Source organism: Nakamurella antarctica (assembly GCF_003860405.1).
GTDB classification, from domain to species: Bacteria; Actinomycetota; Actinomycetes; order Mycobacteriales; family Nakamurellaceae; genus Nakamurella; species Nakamurella antarctica.
Genome location: NZ_CP034170.1, coordinates 1 through 20,869, shown reverse-complemented (window position 1 = coordinate 20,869; position 20,869 = coordinate 1). Strand labels below are relative to the sequence as shown.

At 59.8% G+C, this 20,869-nt stretch carries 17 protein-coding genes, 2 tRNA genes and 2 pseudogenes; 7 read left to right on the top strand and 14 right to left on the bottom strand.

What is annotated here, in order from left to right; all coding sequences use genetic code 11:
• Positions 1-32: 32 nt before the first annotated feature.
• Positions 33-623 carry a DUF6198 family protein gene (locus EH165_RS00100; protein WP_124797494.1) on the bottom strand — a complete coding sequence of 197 codons (591 nt, stop codon included), beginning with the start codon at positions 621-623 and terminating at the stop codon, positions 33-35.
• On the opposite strand from EH165_RS00100, the gene EH165_RS00095 reads away from it, so the two are divergent.
• The 3 genes and pseudogenes from EH165_RS00095 to EH165_RS00085 form a co-directional block, all read left to right on the top strand.
• Positions 622-1,050, top strand: a complete 429-nt coding sequence (locus EH165_RS00095) for a hypothetical protein (RefSeq protein WP_124797493.1) — start codon at positions 622-624, stop codon at positions 1,048-1,050. The genes EH165_RS00100 and EH165_RS00095 overlap by 2 nt on opposite strands.
• Before the next feature lie 389 nt (positions 1,051-1,439).
• Positions 1,440-1,877, top strand: coding sequence for a PucR family transcriptional regulator (locus EH165_RS00090; RefSeq protein ID WP_164479024.1), 438 nt, complete (start codon positions 1,440-1,442; stop codon positions 1,875-1,877).
• Positions 1,878-2,182: 305 nt separating this feature from the next.
• A pseudogene (locus tag EH165_RS00085) lies at positions 2,183-2,631 on the top strand (transposase); the annotation flags it as partial.
• Between the two features lie 250 nt (positions 2,632-2,881).
• On the opposite strand, the gene EH165_RS16615 reads toward EH165_RS00085, so the two are convergent.
• Positions 2,882-3,316 carry a hypothetical protein gene (locus EH165_RS16615; RefSeq protein ID WP_338418499.1) on the bottom strand — a complete coding sequence of 145 codons (435 nt, stop codon included), beginning with the start codon at positions 3,314-3,316 and terminating at the stop codon, positions 2,882-2,884.
• Between the two features lie 237 nt (positions 3,317-3,553).
• Between EH165_RS16615 and EH165_RS16610 the strand changes: the two genes are divergently transcribed.
• Positions 3,554-3,751: a hypothetical protein gene (locus tag EH165_RS16610; RefSeq protein ID WP_338418498.1), complete on the top strand. Its 198-nt coding sequence runs from the start codon at positions 3,554-3,556 to the stop codon at positions 3,749-3,751.
• On the opposite strand, the gene EH165_RS16670 is transcribed toward EH165_RS16610, so the two are convergent.
• Positions 3,721-4,512 (bottom strand): glycosyltransferase, encoded by a 792-nt coding sequence (locus tag EH165_RS16670; RefSeq protein WP_124797490.1) that lies wholly within the window; start codon positions 4,510-4,512, stop codon positions 3,721-3,723. The two genes, EH165_RS16610 and EH165_RS16670, sit on opposite strands and share 31 nt — an antisense overlap.
• A 32-nt stretch (positions 4,513-4,544) precedes the next feature.
• Between EH165_RS16670 and EH165_RS00070 the strand changes: the two genes are divergently transcribed.
• The 3 genes and pseudogenes from EH165_RS00070 to EH165_RS15940 form a co-directional block, all read left to right on the top strand.
• Complete coding sequence (locus EH165_RS00070) at positions 4,545-5,972, top strand: CorA family divalent cation transporter (RefSeq protein ID WP_124797489.1); 1,428 nt, start codon at positions 4,545-4,547, stop codon at positions 5,970-5,972.
• On the top strand, positions 5,956-6,462 hold the full coding sequence (ispF, locus tag EH165_RS00065; protein ID WP_124797488.1) for a 2-C-methyl-D-erythritol 2,4-cyclodiphosphate synthase: 507 nt from the start codon (positions 5,956-5,958) through the stop codon (positions 6,460-6,462). Before EH165_RS00070 ends, ispF begins: the two co-directional genes overlap by 17 nt.
• 505 nt (positions 6,463-6,967) lie before the next feature.
• Positions 6,968-7,561, top strand: a pseudogene (locus tag EH165_RS15940) (transposase family protein); the annotation flags it as partial.
• A 1,187-nt stretch (positions 7,562-8,748) separates the two neighbouring features.
• Here EH165_RS15940 and EH165_RS00050 read toward each other — a convergent pair.
• From EH165_RS00050 to dnaA, 11 genes are all read right to left on the bottom strand, one after another.
• Positions 8,749-8,821, bottom strand: a tRNA-Ala gene (locus tag EH165_RS00050).
• A 32-nt stretch (positions 8,822-8,853) separates the two neighbouring features.
• The gene (locus EH165_RS15935) at positions 8,854-8,976 is read right to left on the bottom strand and encodes a DLW-39 family protein (protein ID WP_239020627.1); all 123 of its coding nucleotides are present in this window, start codon (positions 8,974-8,976) and stop codon (positions 8,854-8,856) included.
• A 37-nt stretch (positions 8,977-9,013) separates the two neighbouring features.
• Positions 9,014-9,087, bottom strand: a tRNA-Ile gene (locus tag EH165_RS00045).
• A gap of 108 nt (positions 9,088-9,195) precedes the next feature.
• Positions 9,196-9,750 carry a DUF3566 domain-containing protein gene (locus EH165_RS00040; RefSeq protein ID WP_124797485.1) on the bottom strand — a complete coding sequence of 185 codons (555 nt, stop codon included), beginning with the start codon at positions 9,748-9,750 and terminating at the stop codon, positions 9,196-9,198.
• Positions 9,747-12,287 carry a DNA gyrase subunit A gene (gyrA, locus tag EH165_RS00035; RefSeq protein ID WP_124800192.1) on the bottom strand — a complete coding sequence of 847 codons (2,541 nt, stop codon included), beginning with the start codon at positions 12,285-12,287 and terminating at the stop codon, positions 9,747-9,749. The genes EH165_RS00040 and gyrA overlap by 4 nt, the downstream gene beginning before the upstream one ends.
• 210 nt (positions 12,288-12,497) lie before the next feature.
• The gene (gyrB, locus tag EH165_RS00030; RefSeq protein WP_124797484.1) at positions 12,498-14,474 is read right to left on the bottom strand and encodes a DNA topoisomerase (ATP-hydrolyzing) subunit B; all 1,977 of its coding nucleotides are present in this window, start codon (positions 14,472-14,474) and stop codon (positions 12,498-12,500) included.
• Between the two features lie 264 nt (positions 14,475-14,738).
• On the bottom strand, positions 14,739-15,311 hold the full coding sequence (locus EH165_RS00025; protein WP_124797483.1) for a DciA family protein: 573 nt from the start codon (positions 15,309-15,311) through the stop codon (positions 14,739-14,741).
• Positions 15,308-16,534 (bottom strand): DNA replication/repair protein RecF, encoded by a 1,227-nt coding sequence (gene recF / locus EH165_RS00020; protein WP_124797482.1) that lies wholly within the window; start codon positions 16,532-16,534, stop codon positions 15,308-15,310. Before recF ends, EH165_RS00025 begins: the two co-directional genes overlap by 4 nt.
• 114 nt (positions 16,535-16,648) lie before the next feature.
• Positions 16,649-17,554, bottom strand: coding sequence for a phosphogluconate dehydrogenase (NAD(+)-dependent, decarboxylating) (gene gnd / locus EH165_RS00015; RefSeq protein WP_124797481.1), 906 nt, complete (start codon positions 17,552-17,554; stop codon positions 16,649-16,651).
• A 62-nt stretch (positions 17,555-17,616) separates the two neighbouring features.
• Positions 17,617-18,732 (bottom strand): DNA polymerase III subunit beta, encoded by a 1,116-nt coding sequence (gene dnaN, locus EH165_RS00010; RefSeq protein ID WP_124797480.1) that lies wholly within the window; start codon positions 18,730-18,732, stop codon positions 17,617-17,619.
• A 564-nt stretch (positions 18,733-19,296) separates the two neighbouring features.
• Positions 19,297-20,769, bottom strand: a complete 1,473-nt coding sequence (dnaA, locus tag EH165_RS00005) for a chromosomal replication initiator protein DnaA (protein ID WP_277870507.1) — start codon at positions 20,767-20,769, stop codon at positions 19,297-19,299.
• Positions 20,770-20,869 lie beyond the last annotated feature (100 nt).

The following is a 20,869-nucleotide window of genomic DNA, read 5'->3' as shown; positions in this document are numbered from 1 at the left end:
AACTCGGCTGTGCTCCAACAGAAAAGCCTGATTCAGCTAGCGGGCAGCGGTCGAATACTGAAAACGTGAATCTTCCTCCCCAACAGATCGACAACAGGGCCCATTGCAACGATGACGAGAAGTGTTCCTGCACCGACTGCGGCGCCGAATGACCAACCAATTCCCGCACAGGCCGCTTGGAAAATGCTGTAGCTCCAGCGAAAAGGTATCGGCGGATCCCAAGCAAGGGATACCGCCTCGGAAGGGCCGACACCCGTGTTGCTGCCTAGGTAGCCAGCAACACCAACGCTCACCACCACGAAGGCGACCAAGACCATTGCTGCTCTGCCAAGCAGAGTTGTTGGCTGGTCAAGCACGGTCAGTAGAACAGTCACCGTGTATCCAGTCAACAGCGGCTGCACAACGGTACCCAGCGCCGGCCGACGACCCTTTGCCCAGGCGAGCAAAACCAGAACGAGACCTACAACGACATTGATAACTGCAAAGGGCAAACCCGTGGTCAGGGATAGCCCGTTGATGAGAGTGGAGTATCCGTCAGAACCCAGAGCTGGGGCCAAGAGGAGCGCTACGCCGACACCGAGAACTACGCACGACAGAACAAGCTGCACAATCCGAAAAGCCATGAGCAAAGTATGGCGTAGGGACAGGGCCCTTTTTCTTACCGGAAGAGCGCTGGGCATCCGTGATCCGCCATCTGCCTCATCGACCGATGTTTCCTCACGATTGACATTGACTACGCGGGCATCGACGCCGACTTCTCGCAACTGCGGCCCTCAACGTGCCGGCGTTTCCGAAATCCTCGACGCAGCCCTGCCCTACCTGAACGAATCGATGCAAGCCGAGGTGCCTCATGCGGGTCGGCGCCTTCTACGTTCGTCGCCGCACACAGGCTGCGAGCTTCCCTATGCGTTCCAAGTTGACATCTCCGCTGGCTCTGAGCGTCTTGGCGTGATCCGGGGTCTGCTGAAGGATGCGAACGGGACCGAGCAGGAGATCGTTTCCTACACATCGAGTCTCGTGGCGAACGTGCTCTTGCGCCAACAACCGTGATCGGATGCTGAGCTCATTGGGCGAGCTCATATCATCGAAGGCGTCATAGACGGTGATGGTGATTCGAGGGAAGAGCGCCGACTCGTCGAGAGCATCGGAGCCTCACCTAACGAGCCCTTCTCGGTGCTGGTGTGGGAGCCACTCCCACATCGTGCCCGGTCGGCATGGCTTGATGTCGCCCGCAGGCGGGAACCGCAGCGAAGCGTGGCCGCGACCACCCGCGGGCACCTCTCGGTGATCGTAATAGCGAGGACGCGGAGGGGGCGGCTGATCAATGTCACACCTGGTACTGCAAGTCTCACCCAGGTGAGGAGGCTCCCACTATTAGCGCAGCCGTCAGCTGGGATGGTTCCTCCGGCGTCCGCGATTCGGTCCGGCGCGGCGGACGAGTGCTCAGACTCGTCCGTGCGCTGGGCAGGAGGGGCATTACGGCGAGCGCCGAGGAGCTCGGCTTTTTCGTCGGGCAACTCTTTGACGGCGACTCCCGACCAGATCTAGGGCTGTTCGTGACGCGCACACTCGGGCCACTGAACGATCACGATGCCGGGGGCGGGGCGCCACTCCTACCCTCCGTCGAGGCTTTCGTCTCCAACGACGGTCATCTTGCACGCTCTGCTCACGAGCTGCGCATTCATATCAACACGCTCTACAGCCGCCTTAAAAGCGTCGATACCTTTCTCGGCCCGGGGTGGCGACGCGGCGACCAGCGCCTAGAGCTCGCATTGGCCTTCCGGCTTCGAGGTCTTCAGCGGACACTGGTGAGGAGCGAACTCCGGTCCGACCGCAGTACACAGGTCGGGGCCGCGGACCCTACAAATCAAGGATGAGGCTCTTGGTGGCCTCCGCCAGGTGGCCCCCGGGCGGTGGCGCCCCGCGCCCCTCGCCGACTGCGGGTGCGAGTGCGGGTGCGGGTGCGAAGCCTGCGATGCCGCTTCTGGTGGCTTACCTGGGTGGCTGGATGAGCGTGCTCCGTCAGATGTAGATGGGTCGTCGTGGTTCAGACACTAGGACAAGGGGCCTCGAAACACATTCCCTATCAAGACTGGGCCCCAGTTCCCGCAGGCGGCCAGGAGGCCGCATCAGCCCACTCTGCGTCGCCCCGGCACAGGGGCTGGACAGGGGCGCAACTGCGTTCACCGACATCGACGGAAACCGGCTCACCGCGTTCGCCACCAACACCGCCCGTGGGCAACTAGCGGACCTGGAACTACACCACCGCCGCCGTGCCCGCTGCGAAGACCGCATCCGGGCCACGAAAGCTTCCCCAGCCCCAAAGGGCCGAGCGGTACCCCCACCGGTCTCCGGAACCTGCCGCTACACGGATTCAACCAAAACCAAATCTGGCTCGCCATCGTGGCGTTAGCCACCGATATCGCCGCCTGGACGCAAATGCTGGCCCTCACAGACAGTGCGTCCCGCGGGTGGGAACCCAAACGACTACGCCTGCTGCTGTTCTCGATTGCCGGATACATCGCCAAACGAACCCGAAGCGTGCACCTACGGCTCTCCGGACACGCACCCCACCGGGCACTGATCGCCGCCGCTCTAGACCGCCTTTATAACCCACCGAACCTCGCCTGACCAGACACAACAACCAATCCGAGCAAACCGCAGCAACCATGACCGGCACGTGGAACTGGCGCCCACACAGCGACCCAAGGCCCACACACAACAGAAACGAGTCCGCAAAACGACCAAAAACCACTTCAACCAGGAAACCTCAACCACCCCCTAAAAGATCGAGGCTAAGGCGCGAAAATGTCGCTTCCACGGGTTGATAGTGCCAAGACTTCGAACTAATGAGATGTTTGTTTATAACCAAAATAAAGAACTAATGACAATCAAGCTGCAGTAACGGCCAGGATGGAACGTCATCGATCGGGACATCACCTAAATTCCAATCGATCGCGATGGCTTTGATCGATGGCGTCAGCAAAGTAACCGTGCGTCGGATGCGCTTGTCCACGCGCGTTGCTGCTCGGACGAGTGAGGTAGCATCAGGCCACCAGCTGTCCTGCTGGAAATTGAAAGGTGACGAGTGGCCATGAACTTGGCTGAATGGCGCGTCGCCGTTTAGAAGCCAGGGCTGGTATAGCTCCAGATTGACTTCTGCCCAGGTTGTGTCGGCGGCGGCGTCCATATCGCCGACAAGCCGTCCCGGTCGAGCCCAGTCACGGATGGGAAGCTGCATGTCGCGGTTGACAGCTGCGGCTGCCTTGGCCGCATTCGCGGGTTGCCCTATGTCTAGCCATCTTGCGCGCGTCAACCCCGCGTGACTAACTAGGACAGATCCTAGGTCGACGGTATCCAAGGCGCATGCGAGGCGAATAGCCCCCGATTTCCAGAGCGCAATCAACGAAGAACATGTGTCCTGAGTGAGACTTGCTTCGACATCCCAACCTTTGCGTCTAGGCCCACCAAGCGCAGCCGACTCGTGGTTGCCTAGCAGTTGCACGAAGTTGATCGGATTGTCGCGAAGTAGACCAACTATAACTTCGACAGAATGCGCGTTCCCCAAACGGAACTGCTCACTGCACCGGATAAGGTCGCCGACGTGTACGACCATGAGACTTTCAGGAACCTTGCCCGAAACGACGCCCGCCTCTTCAAGGCATTCTCGAAGAACAGTGGCGTTGCCACCAGTATCTCCGATGAGGACGGCTCGTTTTATCAACGGGTGCCTGTTGCGCGTTTGCCGTAGGCTCCGCCGGGCCTGGGGTGCGTGACCGGGTCCCTGTCAAACTCCCTGCGAATAGAATTGAGGGAAGCTTCGATGAATCGGAAGGCAATCCTCTTTGTCGCGGGGTAACTTGGCGACGAAACTTCCTGCCCATCCCATACCCTGTATCTTGTCAGCACGGCCTCGATGCTTAACCCTGCTGCTCTCTCGCTCAGCAACATCGCGAGGAACAGATCTTCGTTCGTCGCAAGAGCAGGCCAACCTCCGCATCGAAGTATGAGGTCTCGACGCACCACGATCGAGTTCGGGTGGAAAGCGAAGGGGGCGGACCAACTCTCTGCGAGTCCCCCTGGCTGCCATGTCCGCCTACCGTGCCAATGGCCAGTCTTTCCCTGGGTGCTCAACAGGACTCGGTTGCACGCGATCCAACCTAAGTGATCGTTGAGAAGCGCCTCTTGCGCTTCTAAAAGCCCGTCAGCAACTAACGTGTCATCCGCGTCGAGCGGAGCTATGAGGTCCCCTCGAGCGAATGCGAGTGCCGCGTTTCGTGCTGCGCTTATCCCGCTGCGCCTTTCTATGCGGACGACTCTTGCCTGAGCAGTCACATCAGGTAGGTCTCCGGGACCATCGACTGCGATGATCCATTCCAATTCGTTTGGGGAAACAAGCTCGCGCGCGCGGGCTACACTCGCGGCCGCTTCGTTCAAATAAACCGAACGTTCGGGAAGGCAGGCAGTCAGCACACTAAATTGGCAGGTCCCTACGATTTTCGATGTCACCATGTAGCTCAATCTAGTAAAGGGCAGGGCAACAAATGGACTTGGTAACGCAATCGGGGAGTCCGGAGCGGTGGTTGTCGCCCAGTATTCTCCTAGCAGCAGCTTTTGACACGCGCTCCGCGCTGGCGAGCGCGGGTTGGTTCGCCTCTCTGTTTGAGTGGGAGGATCGCTTTCCGGGTCATCACGTTCCGATTTTGATAGAACATTTGAACTTTGAAGTAGTAGGTGATTCTACTCTTCTGACAGACGGAGGTCGACAGTTCGATCTGGTCCATATCGAGGTCGCCCTGGATGGCACTCCGGGACTCCCGACTATTGATGCACTGCTTCGGCAGTTTGTTCCTTCCTGCATTTTGGACGAACTGCCGAATCTTCCGGACTACGCAGCGGTCACCGTAAATTCCAATCGCGACACCGAAGCACCCGAGTCGTGGGCAGCCCTCGGAGCTTCATTTATAGACGTGCCCGTGAACACCCTGCCCAGCACGAGAGGTGGTTCTCTGGCGGTTATCTCGGCTACACGCTGGGCGAGGGTCGTTCGGTGGAACGTCGGCCTTCTCGTAGTTTGGACCCCACCGAATGGTTACTGGAACGCGATAGATGTTCGTTGGCCACACCATGCTATTCCGTCCCGCAAACGCGAATCGCTGGCCATGATGCTAGATGATTCACGAACAGTGGACGCCCGCCTTCTCGATTGGTTCAGGGAGGCTTCGGCCCACGAACGCTATTTTTTGGGGACCTGGACCACAGAGTTAGAGGTGTGGGAGTCCCAGCTTTTCGCGCAGTTAGCGCGAGGTCAGCAGGCCTACTCGACCATCAACCTCCCTACCCTCCAGCGAGACATCGGCGTGCTGGCAGGGTATTTAGACCGGGTCCGCGTGAGTCAGCGCTTCTATCTTCGACGCGCGGAGGTATCAGCCGTAGTGGGCGGTGTACCTGGGCTCCAAGACCTCTTTAACGACGTGCAGCAGCACTTGGGTGCTGATCTTCGGCAGGCGCGTGAGTCCCTCCGCTCAGCGTTCGAGTTGTTGAGCAGCGTCAGTCAAGGGGCGCAAGCTTACGCCGCTGCGGAGTCCCAGAAGGGTCAGGAGCGACTCAACAAGGTTCTCACCGCTGTCACTGCTGTCCTATTTGTACCGACTCTGGTAGCCGGCGTCTACGGAACCAATGTTCGAGAACTCAGCCCGGGGTCTTCGGGTTCGCTGCTGGAGCTTTTTGCCTTAATGTTCGGACTCTCTCTGTCCTCAATCGGTGTGCTTACTTGGGGGCGAGCCGGCAAGCCCACCCTGTGGTCTGGAACCACCTGCGTAATTGGATTGCTGGTGACGGTTGCCGTCGTGCTGAGGCACTCGTCCCCGGTGGCTGCAGTTTTGGTCGGACTCGGAGGCCCAATTCTCGCGGTGTTGTTAGCTCTGACGTTGCAATTCGTGACACGCTTGTCGAATGCCAGATCCCATTGATGTCGGTCCCTACCGAATCGGCCACGGCCACGATGTTCACGCCTTAGTACCAGGCAGGGTGCTTTGTCTTGGAGGAGTTGTTATCGAGGACGCGCAAGCCGGCTTTGACACACACAGCGACGGGGATGTCCTGTCTCACGCTGTCGTAGATGCCCTAGCCGGAGCGATCGCGGATGGGGATCTCGGCACTCACTATCCGGAAAACGATCCAGACGCTGAAGACGCGAGGAGCCTCGATTTCGTTCGAGAATTTGGGCAATACGTTCGACGAGCTGGTTATGAACTGGTGAACCTCGACAGCTTTGTTACCCTGGGGACTACCCGTTTGCGACCGCATGTTGAAAACATGGCCGACAACCTGGCAGCCGCGCTGGGTGTTCGACGTCAGCAGGTCTCTGTGAAGGCTCGATCGCACGACGGGCTCGGACTAGAGGGCCGTGGTGAAGCTGCTAGTGCAACAGTCACAGTGCTGCTCCGTTCCACGCTGTAAGTGCAGAGCCGCGCCTCGGAGCATGATTTGCGTTTCGGGTCCATTTCTGAATCGGGCATCGGGGGAATCGAAGGCGATATCTGAAACCACTTCGATCGCTACGGTTGTGCTAAAGGGCCGGGCCGCACTCGCAACAAATTCCTTGAGCACGTGGTCAACATTCGCGCAGCGGGATTGGCGGACCCAGACTATACCCCAAGTCACTAAGCGGTTCTAAGTCTCCCCGTGGGAGTGACTGTCTCAGGCGGCCTGGTTGGCCTGTGTTGACGGTATCTTGTAGTCGATGGGGCCGAGATATTCGATGGTGTCGCTGGCGCTTGAACCCTGGTCGTTGATGCAGATTGTAAAATGAACGTTTGTGGGAAGTCCAGTTTGCGGGTGTCAGATGGGCTTTGGTAGAGAACGTGTGGCTATAGCAGTGCTGGTGTTTGAATGTGGGACTGCCCAGAGTTTGGTTGACCGTCGCCCCTGCGAAGATTTAATCCTGGCTGGAAAGATGGACCTCATGCCAAAACCCTGTCCAGAAAAATTCTGCAACGATGTGGTCGCCCTCGCCCGCAAAAGGGCAGTCCCGTGGACCAGATTGCGAAGGACTTCAGTATTCCCGAAGCATCAGCGCACAACTGGGTGAATAAAGCCGATATCGCCGACGACCTGGCCGCGCCAGCAGTGACAGATTCCGCTGAGCTGCGGGAAGCCCGCAAGCGAATCCGGCTCCTGGAGCAGCAAGCGGAGGTGATGCGCCTGGCTGTTGCTCATTTGTCCAGGGACACTTTCCCAAAATGACGTATCCGCTGGTCCTTGAACCTGCCGCACCAAATGCACCCGTTCGGGTGCCGGTCGCGGTGACCTGCCGGGTGCTTGGCTTTTCCAAGCAAGCGTTTACAAATGGCGCCAAGATCCTGTGACGCAACGGGGCTGGGATGATGCCAAGTTGATTAATGCCTCGGTGTACGTACACCAGGACGACCGGGAGTTCGGGTACCGGCTGATCACCGACGAACTGCTGGATCTGGGCTATCGGGCCAGTGAGAACCGGGACGGCCGGTTGCGCAGTCAGCAACGCATCTTCTCCGCGTTTGCGAAGAAGACGGGCCTGAGATCGGTAATGACTATGAACTCTAGGGCGACCCTCCAAAATTCTCACCGACTTACGACGATCTGGAGTATGGCGCTCAACACTGGGAATGGCGAGCGAGGGCCCATGACGGTATGACCGATGACGAAATCGAAGTAACGAAACTAGGGATGACATTCCGAAGCAATATCAGGCGGGCAGCGCGATTGATTTCATCAGAAACGCTGAAGAAGTCCTTGAAGCCCGCTTGGCTAGAAAGCTAGCGCGAGGCAAAGGCGCTAGCCCAAGGCCAAGACAAAATCGCGGCTCGGAATCATCAGATGAGGAACGCGGAAGCGGGGCCGCCAGTCGAAACCATCCAGCGTCCCACGGAACAGCCTGCGGCACGACTCAGGCCACTACGCAAGCGCGACTAACGACTTGGGCGATCCATTGAGAACTTGAACATCTATCCGGGTCGAACTCCGCGCTTAGGCAGGCGAACCTGGCTTCCGGACACGCTTGTCCGAACGGCCGTTGTCAGGAGACCGGAAGCGAATCGGCTGTTGGGACCGCCCATTGGGGTTTGTCGTTAGCGCTTGATAACTGGACAGTGTTGACGCTTGAGAAGTGGCCACTCAACGATTGAAGTGTGAACGCTTTAGAAGATTGGGAGTTGATCAGAAGGTAGATTTCGGATGGTGTTCCGAAGGCCTGGATCGCAGTAGAGCTGGGCATTCACTGGAGCAAAGGGCAACGTACTGAGGGTGTCAGCCTTTCGGTCGCGTCATTACTCCAAAGCCGTCGCGCGTTGCAGGGCACTTGATCCTCATTTTCTGCTCGTCACGCCGCACGGCTTGCAGCACACAGCCGCCTCTAGGCTATGCAGGCCGGAGCCCATGTCAAAGCTGTCTTAGCCATGCTGGGCCGCAAGTCGGCGGCACTCACCCTGGAGAACTAAGCAGATCTTTTCCCCCAACGACTTTGATCCGGTGACAGAAAAATTGAACGATGCGGCGGAGGCAGCCCGAACTGCTGCGTACCCACTGCGTACCGGAGACGAATCAGGGCCGGTCTCCTGAGTTCGGAAACCAGCCCTGAACTGCAATGACACTAGTGGAGCCTAGGAGATCCCCACCTCGCTAGCGCTCGGCGTGGGCCCACTCGATTCACAGCACTAAATAAAGAAGAGGTCAGACCCGAGAACGCTGGGTCTGACCTCTTCTTTGTGGAGCCTAGGAGAATCGAACTCCTGACCTCCGCCTTGCAAAAGCGGCGCTCTACCAATTGAGCTAAGGCCCCTCGTGGCCGCCGACGGGCGACGGCCAATACTGCTAGCGGGACACGCCGGTGGCTTCGTCCCAGAGGGCAGCTTCGGCAGCTGCCGCTTTCTTACGTTGATTGACCAGTGCATAAGCCGCACCAGCCAGTCCGAGCAACACCAGGAGCTTCTTCATGTGGTTCTCCTTGAATTTTCAGCAGGGAAACACTGTGTGGGCCTAGGAGGACTTGAACCTCCGACCTCTTCCTTATCAGGGAAGCGCTCTAACCGTCTGAGCTATAGGCCCTCATGTTACGGACCCTCCGGAATTGCTTCCGTCGGGCCCAAGTGCCGAGATTACCGCACCGGGGCAGCTTGACCCAAAACAGCAGGTCAGAGCTGCCCCAGTAGCGCGCTAGTCCCGCTCGCCAAGGGTGAGCTCAACACCACCGGCCATTCCAGCGGCGGCGTTGTACACGAACGCTGCGATGGTGGCCAGCGCGGTAGTCAGCACGATGTTGATAGCGCCTATCACGGCCGCCACCGAGAACACCACGCCCGGGGTGATCAGGGCGCTAGGTGTGGAACCTTCGCTCGACGCGGAGGTCACGGTGGTCCACCCGTCGTTGATTCGGCTAATCACGTCGAGGGACCCAAAAAGCAGGTAGAGCAGACCGATCGCGATCATCCACACAAAAAACATCACGATCGACACGATCAGGGACACCTTCAGGACCGTCCAGGGGTCCACGCGCTTCAATTGCAATGAGGTAATCCGCGGAACCTTCTTTGCCGCGGGCCTCGTGGTACGGCTGTTTACCGGTCTGCTGTCCACTCGAGGTGCAGCTGGTTGGGCCCGACCCGCCATAGGCGCCGAAGAGACCCCTGCGGATGCGGGATCGTTGACGGTATTCACCGCTGCGGCGGGTGCGGCCCCGCGTTGAGGTGGTTGCAAACCAGGGTTGCTCATTCGCTCACCTGTGTCCCTTCTGTGCCGGATTCGGTTTCGTCGTCTGATTCAGTATCAATCACATTGACGTCCGCCATGTTCGAATCGGTATCACCATCTACGTCCGGCACATCGCCCGCGGCTACGGCTTCGGCTGCCTCGACAGCGTCCGGGTTTTTCGCAATAGCGATCAGCTTGACGCCATCGGACAGGTTCATCAATCGCACACCCATGGTCTGGCGCTTGGCCTTTCGCACCGACTTGGCTGTGGTCCGGATGACACCGCCACCGGAGGTGATGGCATAGACCTCGTCGTCAATTTCGACGATCAGAGCGCCCACCAGTTTGCCGCGTCGCTTGTCGTACTGGATCGTCAGGACGCCTTTACCGCCGCGACCCTGGACGGGGTACTCGTCGATTTCGGTGCGCTTGGCGTAGCCGCCACTGGTCGCGACCAGTACGTGCTTGCCTTCCTGCGCCACGTCCATGCTCAGCAGCTCGTCACCGGAGTTGAACCGCATGCCCAGGACGCCGGAGGTGGCGCGGCCCATTGGCCGAAGTGCCTCGTCGGTGGCGTGGAAGCGGATGCTCTGGCCCTCGGCCGAGATCAACAGGAGGTCGTCATCGGAGGAACACAGCACGGCGCCGACCAGTTCGTCGTCGTCGCGCAGGTTCACTGCGACGATGCCGCCGCTGCGGTTCGAGTCGAAGTCCGTCAGCTTGGACTTCTTCACCAAACCACCCTTGGTGGCGAGCACCAGGTACGGGGACACGTCGTAGTCGCGGATCTGGATGACCTGGGCGATCTTCTCATCCGGCTGGAATGCCAACAGGTTCGCTACGTGCTGCCCGCGGGCGGTGCGGCTTGCCTCGGGCAGTTCGTAGGCCTTTGCCCGGTAGACACGGCCCTTGTTCGTGAAGAACAACAGCCAGTCGTGCGTGGAGGTCACGAAGAAGTGGGCGACAATATCGTCCTGTTTTAGCGCCGCGCCCTGCACTCCCTTGCCGCCGCGCTTCTGCGCTCGGTACAGGTCCGTCTTGGTGCGCTTCGCGTATCCGGTGCGAGTGATCGTGACGACCACGTCCTCCTGCGCGATCAGGTCTTCCATGTTGACGTCGCCGTCGTAAGGGACGAACCGGGAGCGCCTGTCGTTGCCGTACTTGTCGACGATCTCGGTCAGCTCATCCATGATGATCTGCCGCTTGCGATCCTCGTTAGCGAGAATGTCGAGCAGGTCGGCGATCTCGACTTCGATCGCGGCCAACTCGTCGATAATCTGCTGGCGGTTCAACGCCGTCAACCGGCGCAGCTGCATTTCCAGGATTGCGTTGGCCTGGATCTCGTCAACCGTGAGCAGTTCCATCAACCCGAGGCGCGCGACGTCTACGGTCTCGGCGGCGCGGATGAGGGCGATCACCTCGTCCAGGGCGTCGAGTGCCTTGACCAAGCCGCGCAGAATGTGGGCGCGGCGCTCAGCGGCATCCAGTCGGAACTGGGTCCGGCGGGTGATGACTTCCATCTGGTGCTTGACGTAGTAGAACACCATCTGGTCGAGGCGCAGCGTGCGCGGCACCCCGTCGACGATCGACAGCATGTTCGCGCCAAACGACGTCTGCAGCTGGGTGTGCTTGTAAAGGTTGGCCAGCACCACCTTGGCGATGGCGTCGCGCTTGAGGGTGACGACGATGCGCCGGCCCACGCGGTCGCTGGACTCGTCCGCAATGTCTGCGATACCGGCAAGTTTGGCGTCCTTGTGCAGCTGCGCGATGTTCTCTACCAGGTTGTCGGGGTTGACCTGGTAGGGCAGTTCGGTAACGACGAGGATGGTGCGTCCCTTGGCGTCCTCTTCGATCTCGACGACGGCGCGCATCCGGATGGAGCCGCGGCCCGTGCGGTAGGCGTCCTCGATGCCGTCCTTACCGACAATTAAGGCGCCCGTGGGGAAGTCGGGTCCGGGGATACGCTCGAGCAGAGCCTCGAGAAGTTCGGTGTCGCTGGCTTCCGGATTCTGCAGCGACCACATGACGCCGGCCGCGATCTCGCGCAGGTTGTGCGGCGGAATGTTGGTGGCCATCCCGACGGCGATGCCGGACGAGCCGTTCATCAACAGGTTCGGGATTCGGCTGGGCAGCACGGTCGGCTCGGTGGTCTTGCCGTCGTAGTTGGCGACCATGTCGACGGTGTCCTCGTCGATACCCGAGAGCATATGCATCGCAAGATGTGTCAGCTTCGACTCGGTGTACCGCATGGCGGCCGCCGGGTCGTTACCGGGGGAACCGAAGTTACCTTGGCCGTCGATCATCGGGTAGCGCAGCGACCAGGGCTGCGCCATTCGCACTACGGTGTCGTAGATCGATGAGTCGCCGTGCGGGTGGTAGTTACCCATCACGTCGCCGACGACGCGGGAGCACTTGACGTGCGAACGCTCGGGGCGGAAGCCCGAGTCATACATCCCGTACAGCACGCGACGGTGAACCGGCTTGAGCCCATCGCGCACGTCCGGCAGGGCCCGCGACACGATGACGGACATCGCGTAGTCGATGAACGAGCGTTGCATCTCGTCCTGGATTTCGATCGGTTCAATCCGATCGTGCAGCACCGGTTCGGCGCCAGCGCCGTCAGTTCCGCCTACTGGGGGGTTCTTGTCATCTGGGCTATCTGCCACGTTCAAGGCCTTCGCATAAGTTGCTCACCCATTCGGGTAAGGAATCTATCCACATGTGGATAGAAAGTGTGTATGTCTAGTTGAGGGATGGGGATTGAGCGCTTAGAAGTCCAGGAAACGGACATCACGTGCGTTGCGGATGATGAAGGCGCGCCGTGATTCGACGTCCTCCCCCATCAGCACGCTGAACAGTTCATCGGCGGTGGCCGCATCGTCCAGCGTCACCTGCTGCAACAGACGGTGCGCCGGGTCCATAGTGGTTTCCCACAGTTCCTTCGCGTTCATCTCGCCAAGTCCCTTGTACCGCTGGATCCCGTCATCCTTGTTGACCTTGCGGCCATTCTCTAGGCCCATCGCCATCAAGGCGTCACGTTCTCTATCGGTGTAGACAAAGTCCGGCTCACCGCGGCTCCACTTGATCTTGTACAGCGGAGGCATCGCCAGGTACACGAACCCGCCCTCGATCAGCGGCCGCATGAATCTAAACAGCAAAGTAAGCAGCAATGTTCGAATGTGCTGTCCGTCCACGTCGGCGTCGGCCATCAGGATCACCTTGTGGTACCGAAGCTTCGCGACATCAAACTCGTCATGGATGCCAGTGCCGAGAGCGGTGATCAGGCTCTGCACTTCGGTGTTTTTCAAAACCCTGTCGATGCGAGCCTTTTCGACGTTGATGATCTTGCCGCGAATGGGCAGAATCGCCTGGAACATCGAGTCCCGACCCGATTTGGCGGAACCACCAGCCGAGTCGCCTTCGACGATGTAGAGCTCAGAGGCGCCCGGGTCGGTCGAGCGGCAATCCGCCAGTTTGCCGGGAAGGCCGCCGATCTCCAAGGCGCCTTTGCGGCGCACCAGATCTCGAGCCTTTCGTGCGGCGGCGCGGGCCTGGGCCGAGGCAATGGACTTGCTAATGATCTTGCGAGCTTCAGTGGGATTGCGCTCAAACCAATCTGTCAACCATTCGTTACACGCCTTCTGTACGAAGGATTTTGCCTCCGTGTTGCCGAGCTTGCCTTTGGTCTGGCCTTCAAACTGCGGCTCCCGCAGGCGAATCGAGATAATCGCAGCGAGACCTTCACGAACGTCATCGCCGGACAGCTTGTCGTCGGCGCCCTTGAGCAGCTTCTTCTCCGTCGCGTACTTATTGACCACCGTCGTCAACGAAGCCCGAAAGCCCTCCTCGTGGGTGCCGCCATTGATGGTGTTAATAGTGTTGGCGAAGGTGTGAACGCTCTCGGTGTACGTGTTGTTCCACTGCATCGCGACCTCCACCTCCATCGTGTCGCCTTTCGCCTCGAACCCGATGATGGATTCATGAGCTGGCTCGCGAGAAGCGTTGAGGTGCTTGACGTAATCGACAAGGCCGTCGGGGTAATGGAACGCGCGCTCCACGGGCACAAACTCTGTCGCCGGCTTCACGCTGCCATCAGAGGAAATCACTTCCTTGGGTCGCTCATCCCGCAGCTTGATGGTCAAACCCTTATTGAGGAAGGCCATTTCCTGCACCCGCCGCGAGATGGTTTCGAAGTTGTAGGTCGTGGTTTCGAAAATGTCTTTGTCGGCCCAGAAGGTAACGGTGGTACCGGTTTTACTGCTCGGACCGCGGTCCTCCAACTTGCCTGGCTTGGCATAGTTGTACCGCTGGTAGTACGCCTTGCCACCCCGCTCGATATCCACATCCACCCGAGTCGAGAGGGCGTTGACAACGGAAATACCCACACCGTGCAAACCACCGGAGGTGGCATACGAGTCGGAGTCGAACTTGCCACCCGCGTGCAGGATAGTCATGACCACTTCGACGGTGGGACGCTTTTGCTGCGCGTGCATCTCCACCGGAATCCCGCGGCCGTTGTCCTTCACCGCAACGCTGCCATCGGGCTTCAGCGTGACCTCAACGGTATCGGCGTATCCGGCCATCGCCTCATCGACGGAGTTGTCGATGACCTCCCAGACCATGTGGTGTAAGCCCACTTCGCCCGTCGAGCCGATGTACATTCCAGGACGCTTTCGAACTGCCTCCAGGCCTTCGAGGACGGTGATCGAAGAAGCGTTGTACTCATGAGCTGTAGTTGTTGCCATGCAGGTTCGAATCTCCTGATTTTTGGGGGCGTCGCGGTAGAACAGATTGCGAGCGAGTGAAATCCAGCAGCGAGGCTGCTAGAGCCCTCTGCGAACACGCCGCTCTCTATCCTAGTCCCCCAGTCCGGTCTAGAGCACGTTTACCGGCGCCTGATTGGCCCGTGGCTCGATTTTTCTGATGCAGCCGGAGGCATTCGGTACTAGCGACCTGATCCGATCGCTTTGGCGGCTAGCGCCAGCAGCAAACCTCGCTCGTGCGCCGGCTCAACCGTAGGTATCCCGGGGACCCCGGCCCGGCACATGAAGGGTGCCAAAGCGCCAAGAAGGGCTTGATGGTCCGCGCGCCCGGATCTTCGTCACCACATTGGGGCCGATGGCGCTCGCAATCTTTCCCATAATCTGCGGTGACATCATCCTGAGCTGAGTGGCCCATGCGGTGGATTCCGCTATCAACGTCAGTTCGCCGTCGACCAAATCACTCGGATCACAGTGCGCGGCGATTTCTGGACCCACAATGTCCGGCCAGCGGCCCAACAAGTTCGCCTTGTCCAAATCGGCTCCTACGCTGGAATCCTTCAGCCACACCTTGAGCGTTGCACCCAGTGGCTTCGGATCGCGCTGGTCCGGTCCCGCACCGGACCACCTGCGACGTTGCCCCGCGGCGCCATTACGACCGGCCACTCCGGTACGGCCGGCGGCCTTGCGCTTTGCTGCTGTTCGCGCCCGAGCCTGCGCCAATGCCTCGCGGGCAAGGTCGGCTCCCCGCGGCGGGATTGTCGGTGCACCATCAGGTTTCGGGGTTGAGGTGTTCAGAGAAGGAAAGTGGTCGTCCGTCATTCCTTATCCTCCATCATGTGAGCGGGCGTCATTTGCGCAGACGTTATTTGCGTAGGCATCATCTGGTCGGACTCCATCTCCCCGGGTGCGGGATGCTTAATCACAGCCGTCACGGCGCCCTCGGTAATGAGATACTGCGCACCAGCAAGTTCGCTGGGAACGTCGGCCCCTACCGCAGCGGTAATCAACACTTGGTCCGCATCCGCAACCAGCGAGGCCAGCCTGGACCGCCTCGAAGAGTCCAATTCGGCAAAAACGTCGTCCAAAATCAGCACCGGATCAACACCGTCGCTGCGTAGCAACCCGAATCCGCCCATCTTCAACGCCAGCGCAAAAGACCATGACTCGCCATGGGAGGCATAGCCTTTCGCGAGCCCAGGGCCTAAAATGAGGTCAACGTCGTCACGGTGGGTACCCACGAGCGAAATACCGCGCTCCAACTCCGCGCGTCGGAGCCGCTGCATCTCCTCGAGGTAGGCGGCCCTGAGATCATCCTCCGTTCCGCCAGCCGGTAATGCTGCACCCAAGGACGAGCGATACATCAAGTCGGCGGGAGCCGACGTCGGCGCAAGATCGGCATAGGCAGCAGCCACGTGCGGCCGGATCTCATCGACCAGTGCCAGGCGCGCCGCCAACAGCGTTGCACCATAGCCGGCAAGCTGTTCGTCCCACACTTCCAAGGTGGACAAGTCGCCACCGCCCGCCCGGCGTGCTGCTCCAGCAGATTTCAATAACGAATTGCGCTGCTTCAACGCTCGGTCATAGTCACTCTTGATGCCAGCGAACCGCGGTGCCCGCATGATGAGCACCTCGTCAAGGTACCGGCGGCGCTCCGATGGGTCGCCGCGCACCAGCGCCAGGTCCTCGGGCGCGAACAATACCGTCCGCAAAATGCCGAGCATGTCGCGCGGCCGCGTGAGAGGGGATTTGTTGAGTCTGGCCCGATTAGCCTTGCCCGCGGTTATCTCGACCTCGAGCATCAGCTCGCGGCTCTCGTGCACCACCGCGGCCCGGACAATGGCCCGCTCAGCGCCGCGCCGAATCAATGGCACATCACCGGAGACTCGATGTGAAGACAGTGTCGCGAGATATCCGAGCGCCTCGACCAAATTGGTTTTGCCGACGCCATTACGCCCCACCAACACATTGATCCCCGGCGTCAAGGGCAACTCCGCGATGGTCCACGACCGGAAGTCCGCTACCGAAAGGTGCCGGGTGTACACAGTTCCCCATCCTGAACACATCGGCAAAAATTTGCCGAGCGGCGTTTTCGTCGCCAGAAACCCGGGGTCTCCGGGTGATAGCGCACCACTCGGCACACAACGACCAAAGACGGGCTAGCTGACGGGAACATCCGTCGTGCTGCCAGCGGTGCCAACCGCGTGGCCGCCGAACTGATTACGAAGGGCCGCAATCACTTTCATCGCGGGCGATTCGGTTTGCCGCGATGCAAATCGAGCGAACAGCGCGGCCGTAATCACGGGCATCGGAACGGCATGCTCAATCGCAGCCTCGATGGTCCAGCGACCCTCACCGGAATCCTGCGCATAGCCGCGCACCTGCTCCAGCCCGGGGTCGTCGGCGACGGCCAACACCAGCAAGTCGAGCAGCCATGACCTAATGACGGTCCCCTGCTGCCACGAAGAGAAAACCGCGTCGGGGCTTGGGACTAGGTCCGTGGCCTGCAGCAGCTCATAGCCCTCGGCATAGGCCTGCATCATGCCGTATTCGATGCCGTTGTGAACCATCTTGGTGAAGTGGCCCGCACCCACCGGGCCTGCGTGAACGAATCCACCGGCCCCCGCTGGCTTGAGGGAGTCGAAGATGGGTTGCGCCATCGCGACGGCGTCGTCATCGCCGCCAACCATCAGCGCATATCCTTCGGTCAAACCCCACACGCCGCCGGAGACACCCGCGTCGACATACTTGATCCCCTGCTCGACGAGATCCTTTGCGTGCATTTGATCATCGGTGTAGCGCGAGTTGCCGCCGTCGATGATGAGATCTCCAGCTTCTAAAACCTTTGCCAGGTCGGCAATAGTCGCACGCGTCGGGGCACCGGATGGGACCATCACCCACACCACCCGCGGCGCCGACAACGCGGCCACCATCTCCTCCAGCGATGCGGCACTGCGATTCGACTCCGGGTTGCGGTCATACCCGATGACCTCGTGCCCGTCGCTGCGTAGCCTTTGGGCCATGTTGCCGCCCATTTTTCCCAGACCCACGAGACCTAGTTGCATCAAAGACCCTCTTTCATTCCGTGTACCTCCAGCTTTACCACTAGCTCTATTTCCCTTACGGATCAGCCCGGTAAACGGGCAGGCATCACCAAGTAGCGGTAGGCCGATTCGTTGAGGTTGCCCTCAGCATCAACGGGTAGAAGCAGGGCGGGGCGTGCTGGGGTTGTGAAAGCTAGGCGAACATAATCGCTGCGCAGTACCGCCAGGCCATCGACAAGGTAGGACGGATTAAAGGCGATCAGCAGCTCGGAGCCGTCAGCAGAGACGGGAAGATTCTCTTCCGCGCGGCCTTCGTCATCGCCGCCGGCCGTCAACGTAAGCGACCCTTCGGCAACCTGGAGGCGCAGGTGGTGACCGCGATCCGTCACGAGAGCCACGCGCTTGATAGCTTCGGCCAGCACCGCAACTGAAACGTCGACTGTGGTGGTATGAGTCGTTGGCAGCAGCGAACGATATTTCACGAATTCAACATCAAGCAACCGCACCGTGGTGCGGCGACCACCCGACTGCAAGCCGAGAAGGCCATCGCCCAAGGCAATCGTCACAGGCTCCGAACCACCCAGAGTTTTTGCCGCATCAGCCAGAGTGCGAGCTGGAACGAGAACAGCGGTCGACATGTCGGGTACGTCAGGGGTCCAGCTGACCTCGCGGACCGCCAGCCGGAACCGGTCGGTCGCGGCCAACGTGAGCTTGTCCCCCTCGATCTCGATACGAACACCGGTCAACATCGGCAAAGTATCGTCGCGCCCCGCCGCTACGGCAGTCTGGTTCACGGCCTCGGCCAGCATCGCGGCATCCACTGTGCCCGAAGCACTTGGCATCTCGGGCAACGACGGGTAATCCTCGACGGGCATCGTGGGGAGGGTAAACCGCGCAGAGCCGCCGAGGATGGTTACTCGTGAGCCGTCCACCGAAATATCAACCGGTCGCGCGGGCAACGCTCGCGCGATTTCGGCGAGCAGTCGTCCGGAAACCAGCACGCGGCCAGCGCTTTCAGCATCAACCGACACCTGAGCCCGGGTGGAAACCTCGTAGTCGAACCCCGCAACGGTCAGCGTGTTGCCCTCAACCTCGAGCAAAATCCCGCCGAGGACGGGGACAGGTGGGCGGGCTGGCAAACTTTTGGCAACCCAGGCCACTGCGTCAGCGAGGTCCTCGCGAGCGACGCGAAACTTCATCCTGTGGTCTCCTTCAGAGCGTGGTTTAAGCAGCGTGATGATGTGTGGTTTCTAACGTGCCCGCCTAGCAACGTCAAATGACGCCGCACGAAATCACATGGCCACGGACGCTCCACCGTACGACCTTTGGGCTCGAGAGTCATCCCCCAGTTTTTTCGTTGGCTGGGCGAGGGCAAGTTGTCCCAGCCAACCTATCCCCATGCCTAGTGCTTTGTTTTTAATTCTTAGTAGAGATAACAGCATCAGTAGTAGGTGGTGTGGATTGTGGGGACTGGCCACGTCCGGCCTGCCCAGCATGCGTGGCGCCGTCCCAGGCCAATCTGGGACAACACGGGGACGTATCGGCGGGGGTGTGAACAACTAGAAACTGTGGACAACGCGGGAAAGGGTTGTCCTACCTCGAAGCCCAAGTTGTCCCCAATTTTGTCCACATAATGTGCACTACCTCTGTGACCCACGCCACCTATGTGTGTTGGCGTTAGTTCTAACGTGTTTCTGGCAGGCAAAAGCGCAGATCACGACATGATCTGGGGGTACTGACAGGTGCGGGCAGCGAAGAAACAGCTAGTTGGCTCGAGATCGCTCTTTGATCCGAGCCGTCAGCTCCTGGACGTGGTCGTACGTCTGGCGGCGCTCAGCCATCTCGCCCCGGATCTTTTTTGCCGCATGCATGACCGTGGTGTGGTCCCGATTCCCGAATATCTGGCCGATTTTGGGCAGCGTTAGATCGGTTAGTTCGCGGCATAGGTACATCGCGATCTGACGAGCGCCAGCAACCGCCTTGGTTTTAAGGGGCCCACACAGCTCGTCGAGAGAAACTGCGAAGTACTCGGCGGTGACAGCCATGATCGTCGCGCCATCGACGTCATTCGAATTTTGGTTGTTGATGAGATCCCGCAGCACCACCTGGGCCAAGGAGAGGTCCACTGCTTGTTTGTTCAAGGAAGCGAAGGCGGTTACCCGGATAAGGGCGCCTTCAAGCTCACGAATGTTGCGCTCGATTTTGCTGGCGATGAACTCCAGCACGTCGTCTGGTGCGCTCATCCGATCGTTGGCGGCCTTCTTACGGAGGATGGCAATACGAGTTTCAAGCTCCGGCGGTTGAATATCGGTGGTGAGACCCCACTCGAAGCGGGTCCGCATCCGGTCCTCGAGCGTCTCGAGGCGCTTCGGTGGCCTGTCCGAAGACAGAACGATCTGCTTGTTCGCGTTGTACAGCGTGTTGAAGGTGTGAAAGAACTCCTCCTGAGTTGATTCCTTGCCCTCAAGAAATTGGATGTCGTCGACCAACAGCACGTCTACGTCGCGGTAGCGGGCGCGGAATGCGGACTTGCGATCGTCGCGAATGGCATTAATGAAATCGTTGGTGAACTCTTCACAAGAGACATATCGGACTCGCATCCCGCGGAACAACCGCTGGGCGTAGTGACCAATTCCGTGCAGTAGATGGGTCTTGCCCAAGCCCGATTCTCCCCAGATAAACAGCGGGTTGTAGGCGGCGGCAGGCGCTTCGGATACGGCAACAGCAGCGGCATGTGCGAAACGATTTGAAGATCCAATCACGAAGGTGTCGAAGGTGTATCGGTCGTTCAGCCTCGTGTGCGCCGGATTGGGTGGGGCGGCGTTGCTACGCCCCGCATAAGTCGGCCAGATTTCGGTGACAGTGGCAAGAGCCTCCGCTTCCTCGTCCTCTTCCTCTTCGTCAGCGCCGGCCAATGGAGCACCCTTGGCAGCCGTACCGGTTTCGGCCCGGCCATCGAACATATGTTGGGTGGGCTCATCCTGCGTGACAGTGACAGCGAGGGTGACGGGAAACTGAAGATAGGTGGACAGCGCCGCAGTGATCGGATCGCGGAAGGTCCGCTCGATGGTTTCTTTGACGTAATCGTTTGGCACCGCGAGCAGACACGTGGTCTCCAGCATTCCGAGTGGACGGACCAACGAAAGCCAGGCAGTCTGTTGACCGGTGAGACCAGGAGATAGTTCAGCGACGATGTCGGCCCACATGGCGGAAAGATCGGCGGCTTGTCCAGTCACGCGCAAACTCCCTTGAACCCTGTGATCCCCATTTGTCCACAGTAGTTGTCCACAGGGGTGCATAACTACGGGTCCAGGCAGGGCCGACGGTGGACGCTAA

Coding starts and splice junctions, on each gene's coding strand:
- EH165_RS00095 (WP_124797493.1), top strand. CDS start 622: ATGAGCAAAGTATGGCGTAGGGACAGGGCCCTTTTTCTTACCGGAAGA.
- EH165_RS00100 (WP_124797494.1), bottom strand. CDS start 623: ATGGCTTTTCGGATTGTGCAGCTTGTTCTGTCGTGCGTAGTTCTCGGT.
- EH165_RS16610 (WP_338418498.1), top strand. CDS start 3,554: ATGCGCGTTCCCCAAACGGAACTGCTCACTGCACCGGATAAGGTCGCC.
- EH165_RS16670 (WP_124797490.1), bottom strand. CDS start 4,512: ATGGTGACATCGAAAATCGTAGGGACCTGCCAATTTAGTGTGCTGACT.
- EH165_RS00070 (WP_124797489.1), top strand. CDS start 4,545: ATGGACTTGGTAACGCAATCGGGGAGTCCGGAGCGGTGGTTGTCGCCC.
- ispF (WP_124797488.1), top strand. CDS start 5,956: ATGCCAGATCCCATTGATGTCGGTCCCTACCGAATCGGCCACGGCCAC.
- EH165_RS15935 (WP_239020627.1), bottom strand. CDS start 8,976: ATGAAGAAGCTCCTGGTGTTGCTCGGACTGGCTGGTGCGGCTTATGCA.
- EH165_RS00040 (WP_124797485.1), bottom strand. CDS start 9,750: ATGAGCAACCCTGGTTTGCAACCACCTCAACGCGGGGCCGCACCCGCC.
- gyrA (WP_124800192.1), bottom strand. CDS start 12,287: ATGCAACGCTCGTTCATCGACTACGCGATGTCCGTCATCGTGTCGCGG.
- gyrB (WP_124797484.1), bottom strand. CDS start 14,474: ATGGCAACAACTACAGCTCATGAGTACAACGCTTCTTCGATCACCGTC.
- EH165_RS00025 (WP_124797483.1), bottom strand. CDS start 15,311: ATGACGGACGACCACTTTCCTTCTCTGAACACCTCAACCCCGAAACCT.
- gnd (WP_124797481.1), bottom strand. CDS start 17,554: ATGCAACTAGGTCTCGTGGGTCTGGGAAAAATGGGCGGCAACATGGCC.
- dnaN (WP_124797480.1), bottom strand. CDS start 18,732: ATGAAGTTTCGCGTCGCTCGCGAGGACCTCGCTGACGCAGTGGCCTGG.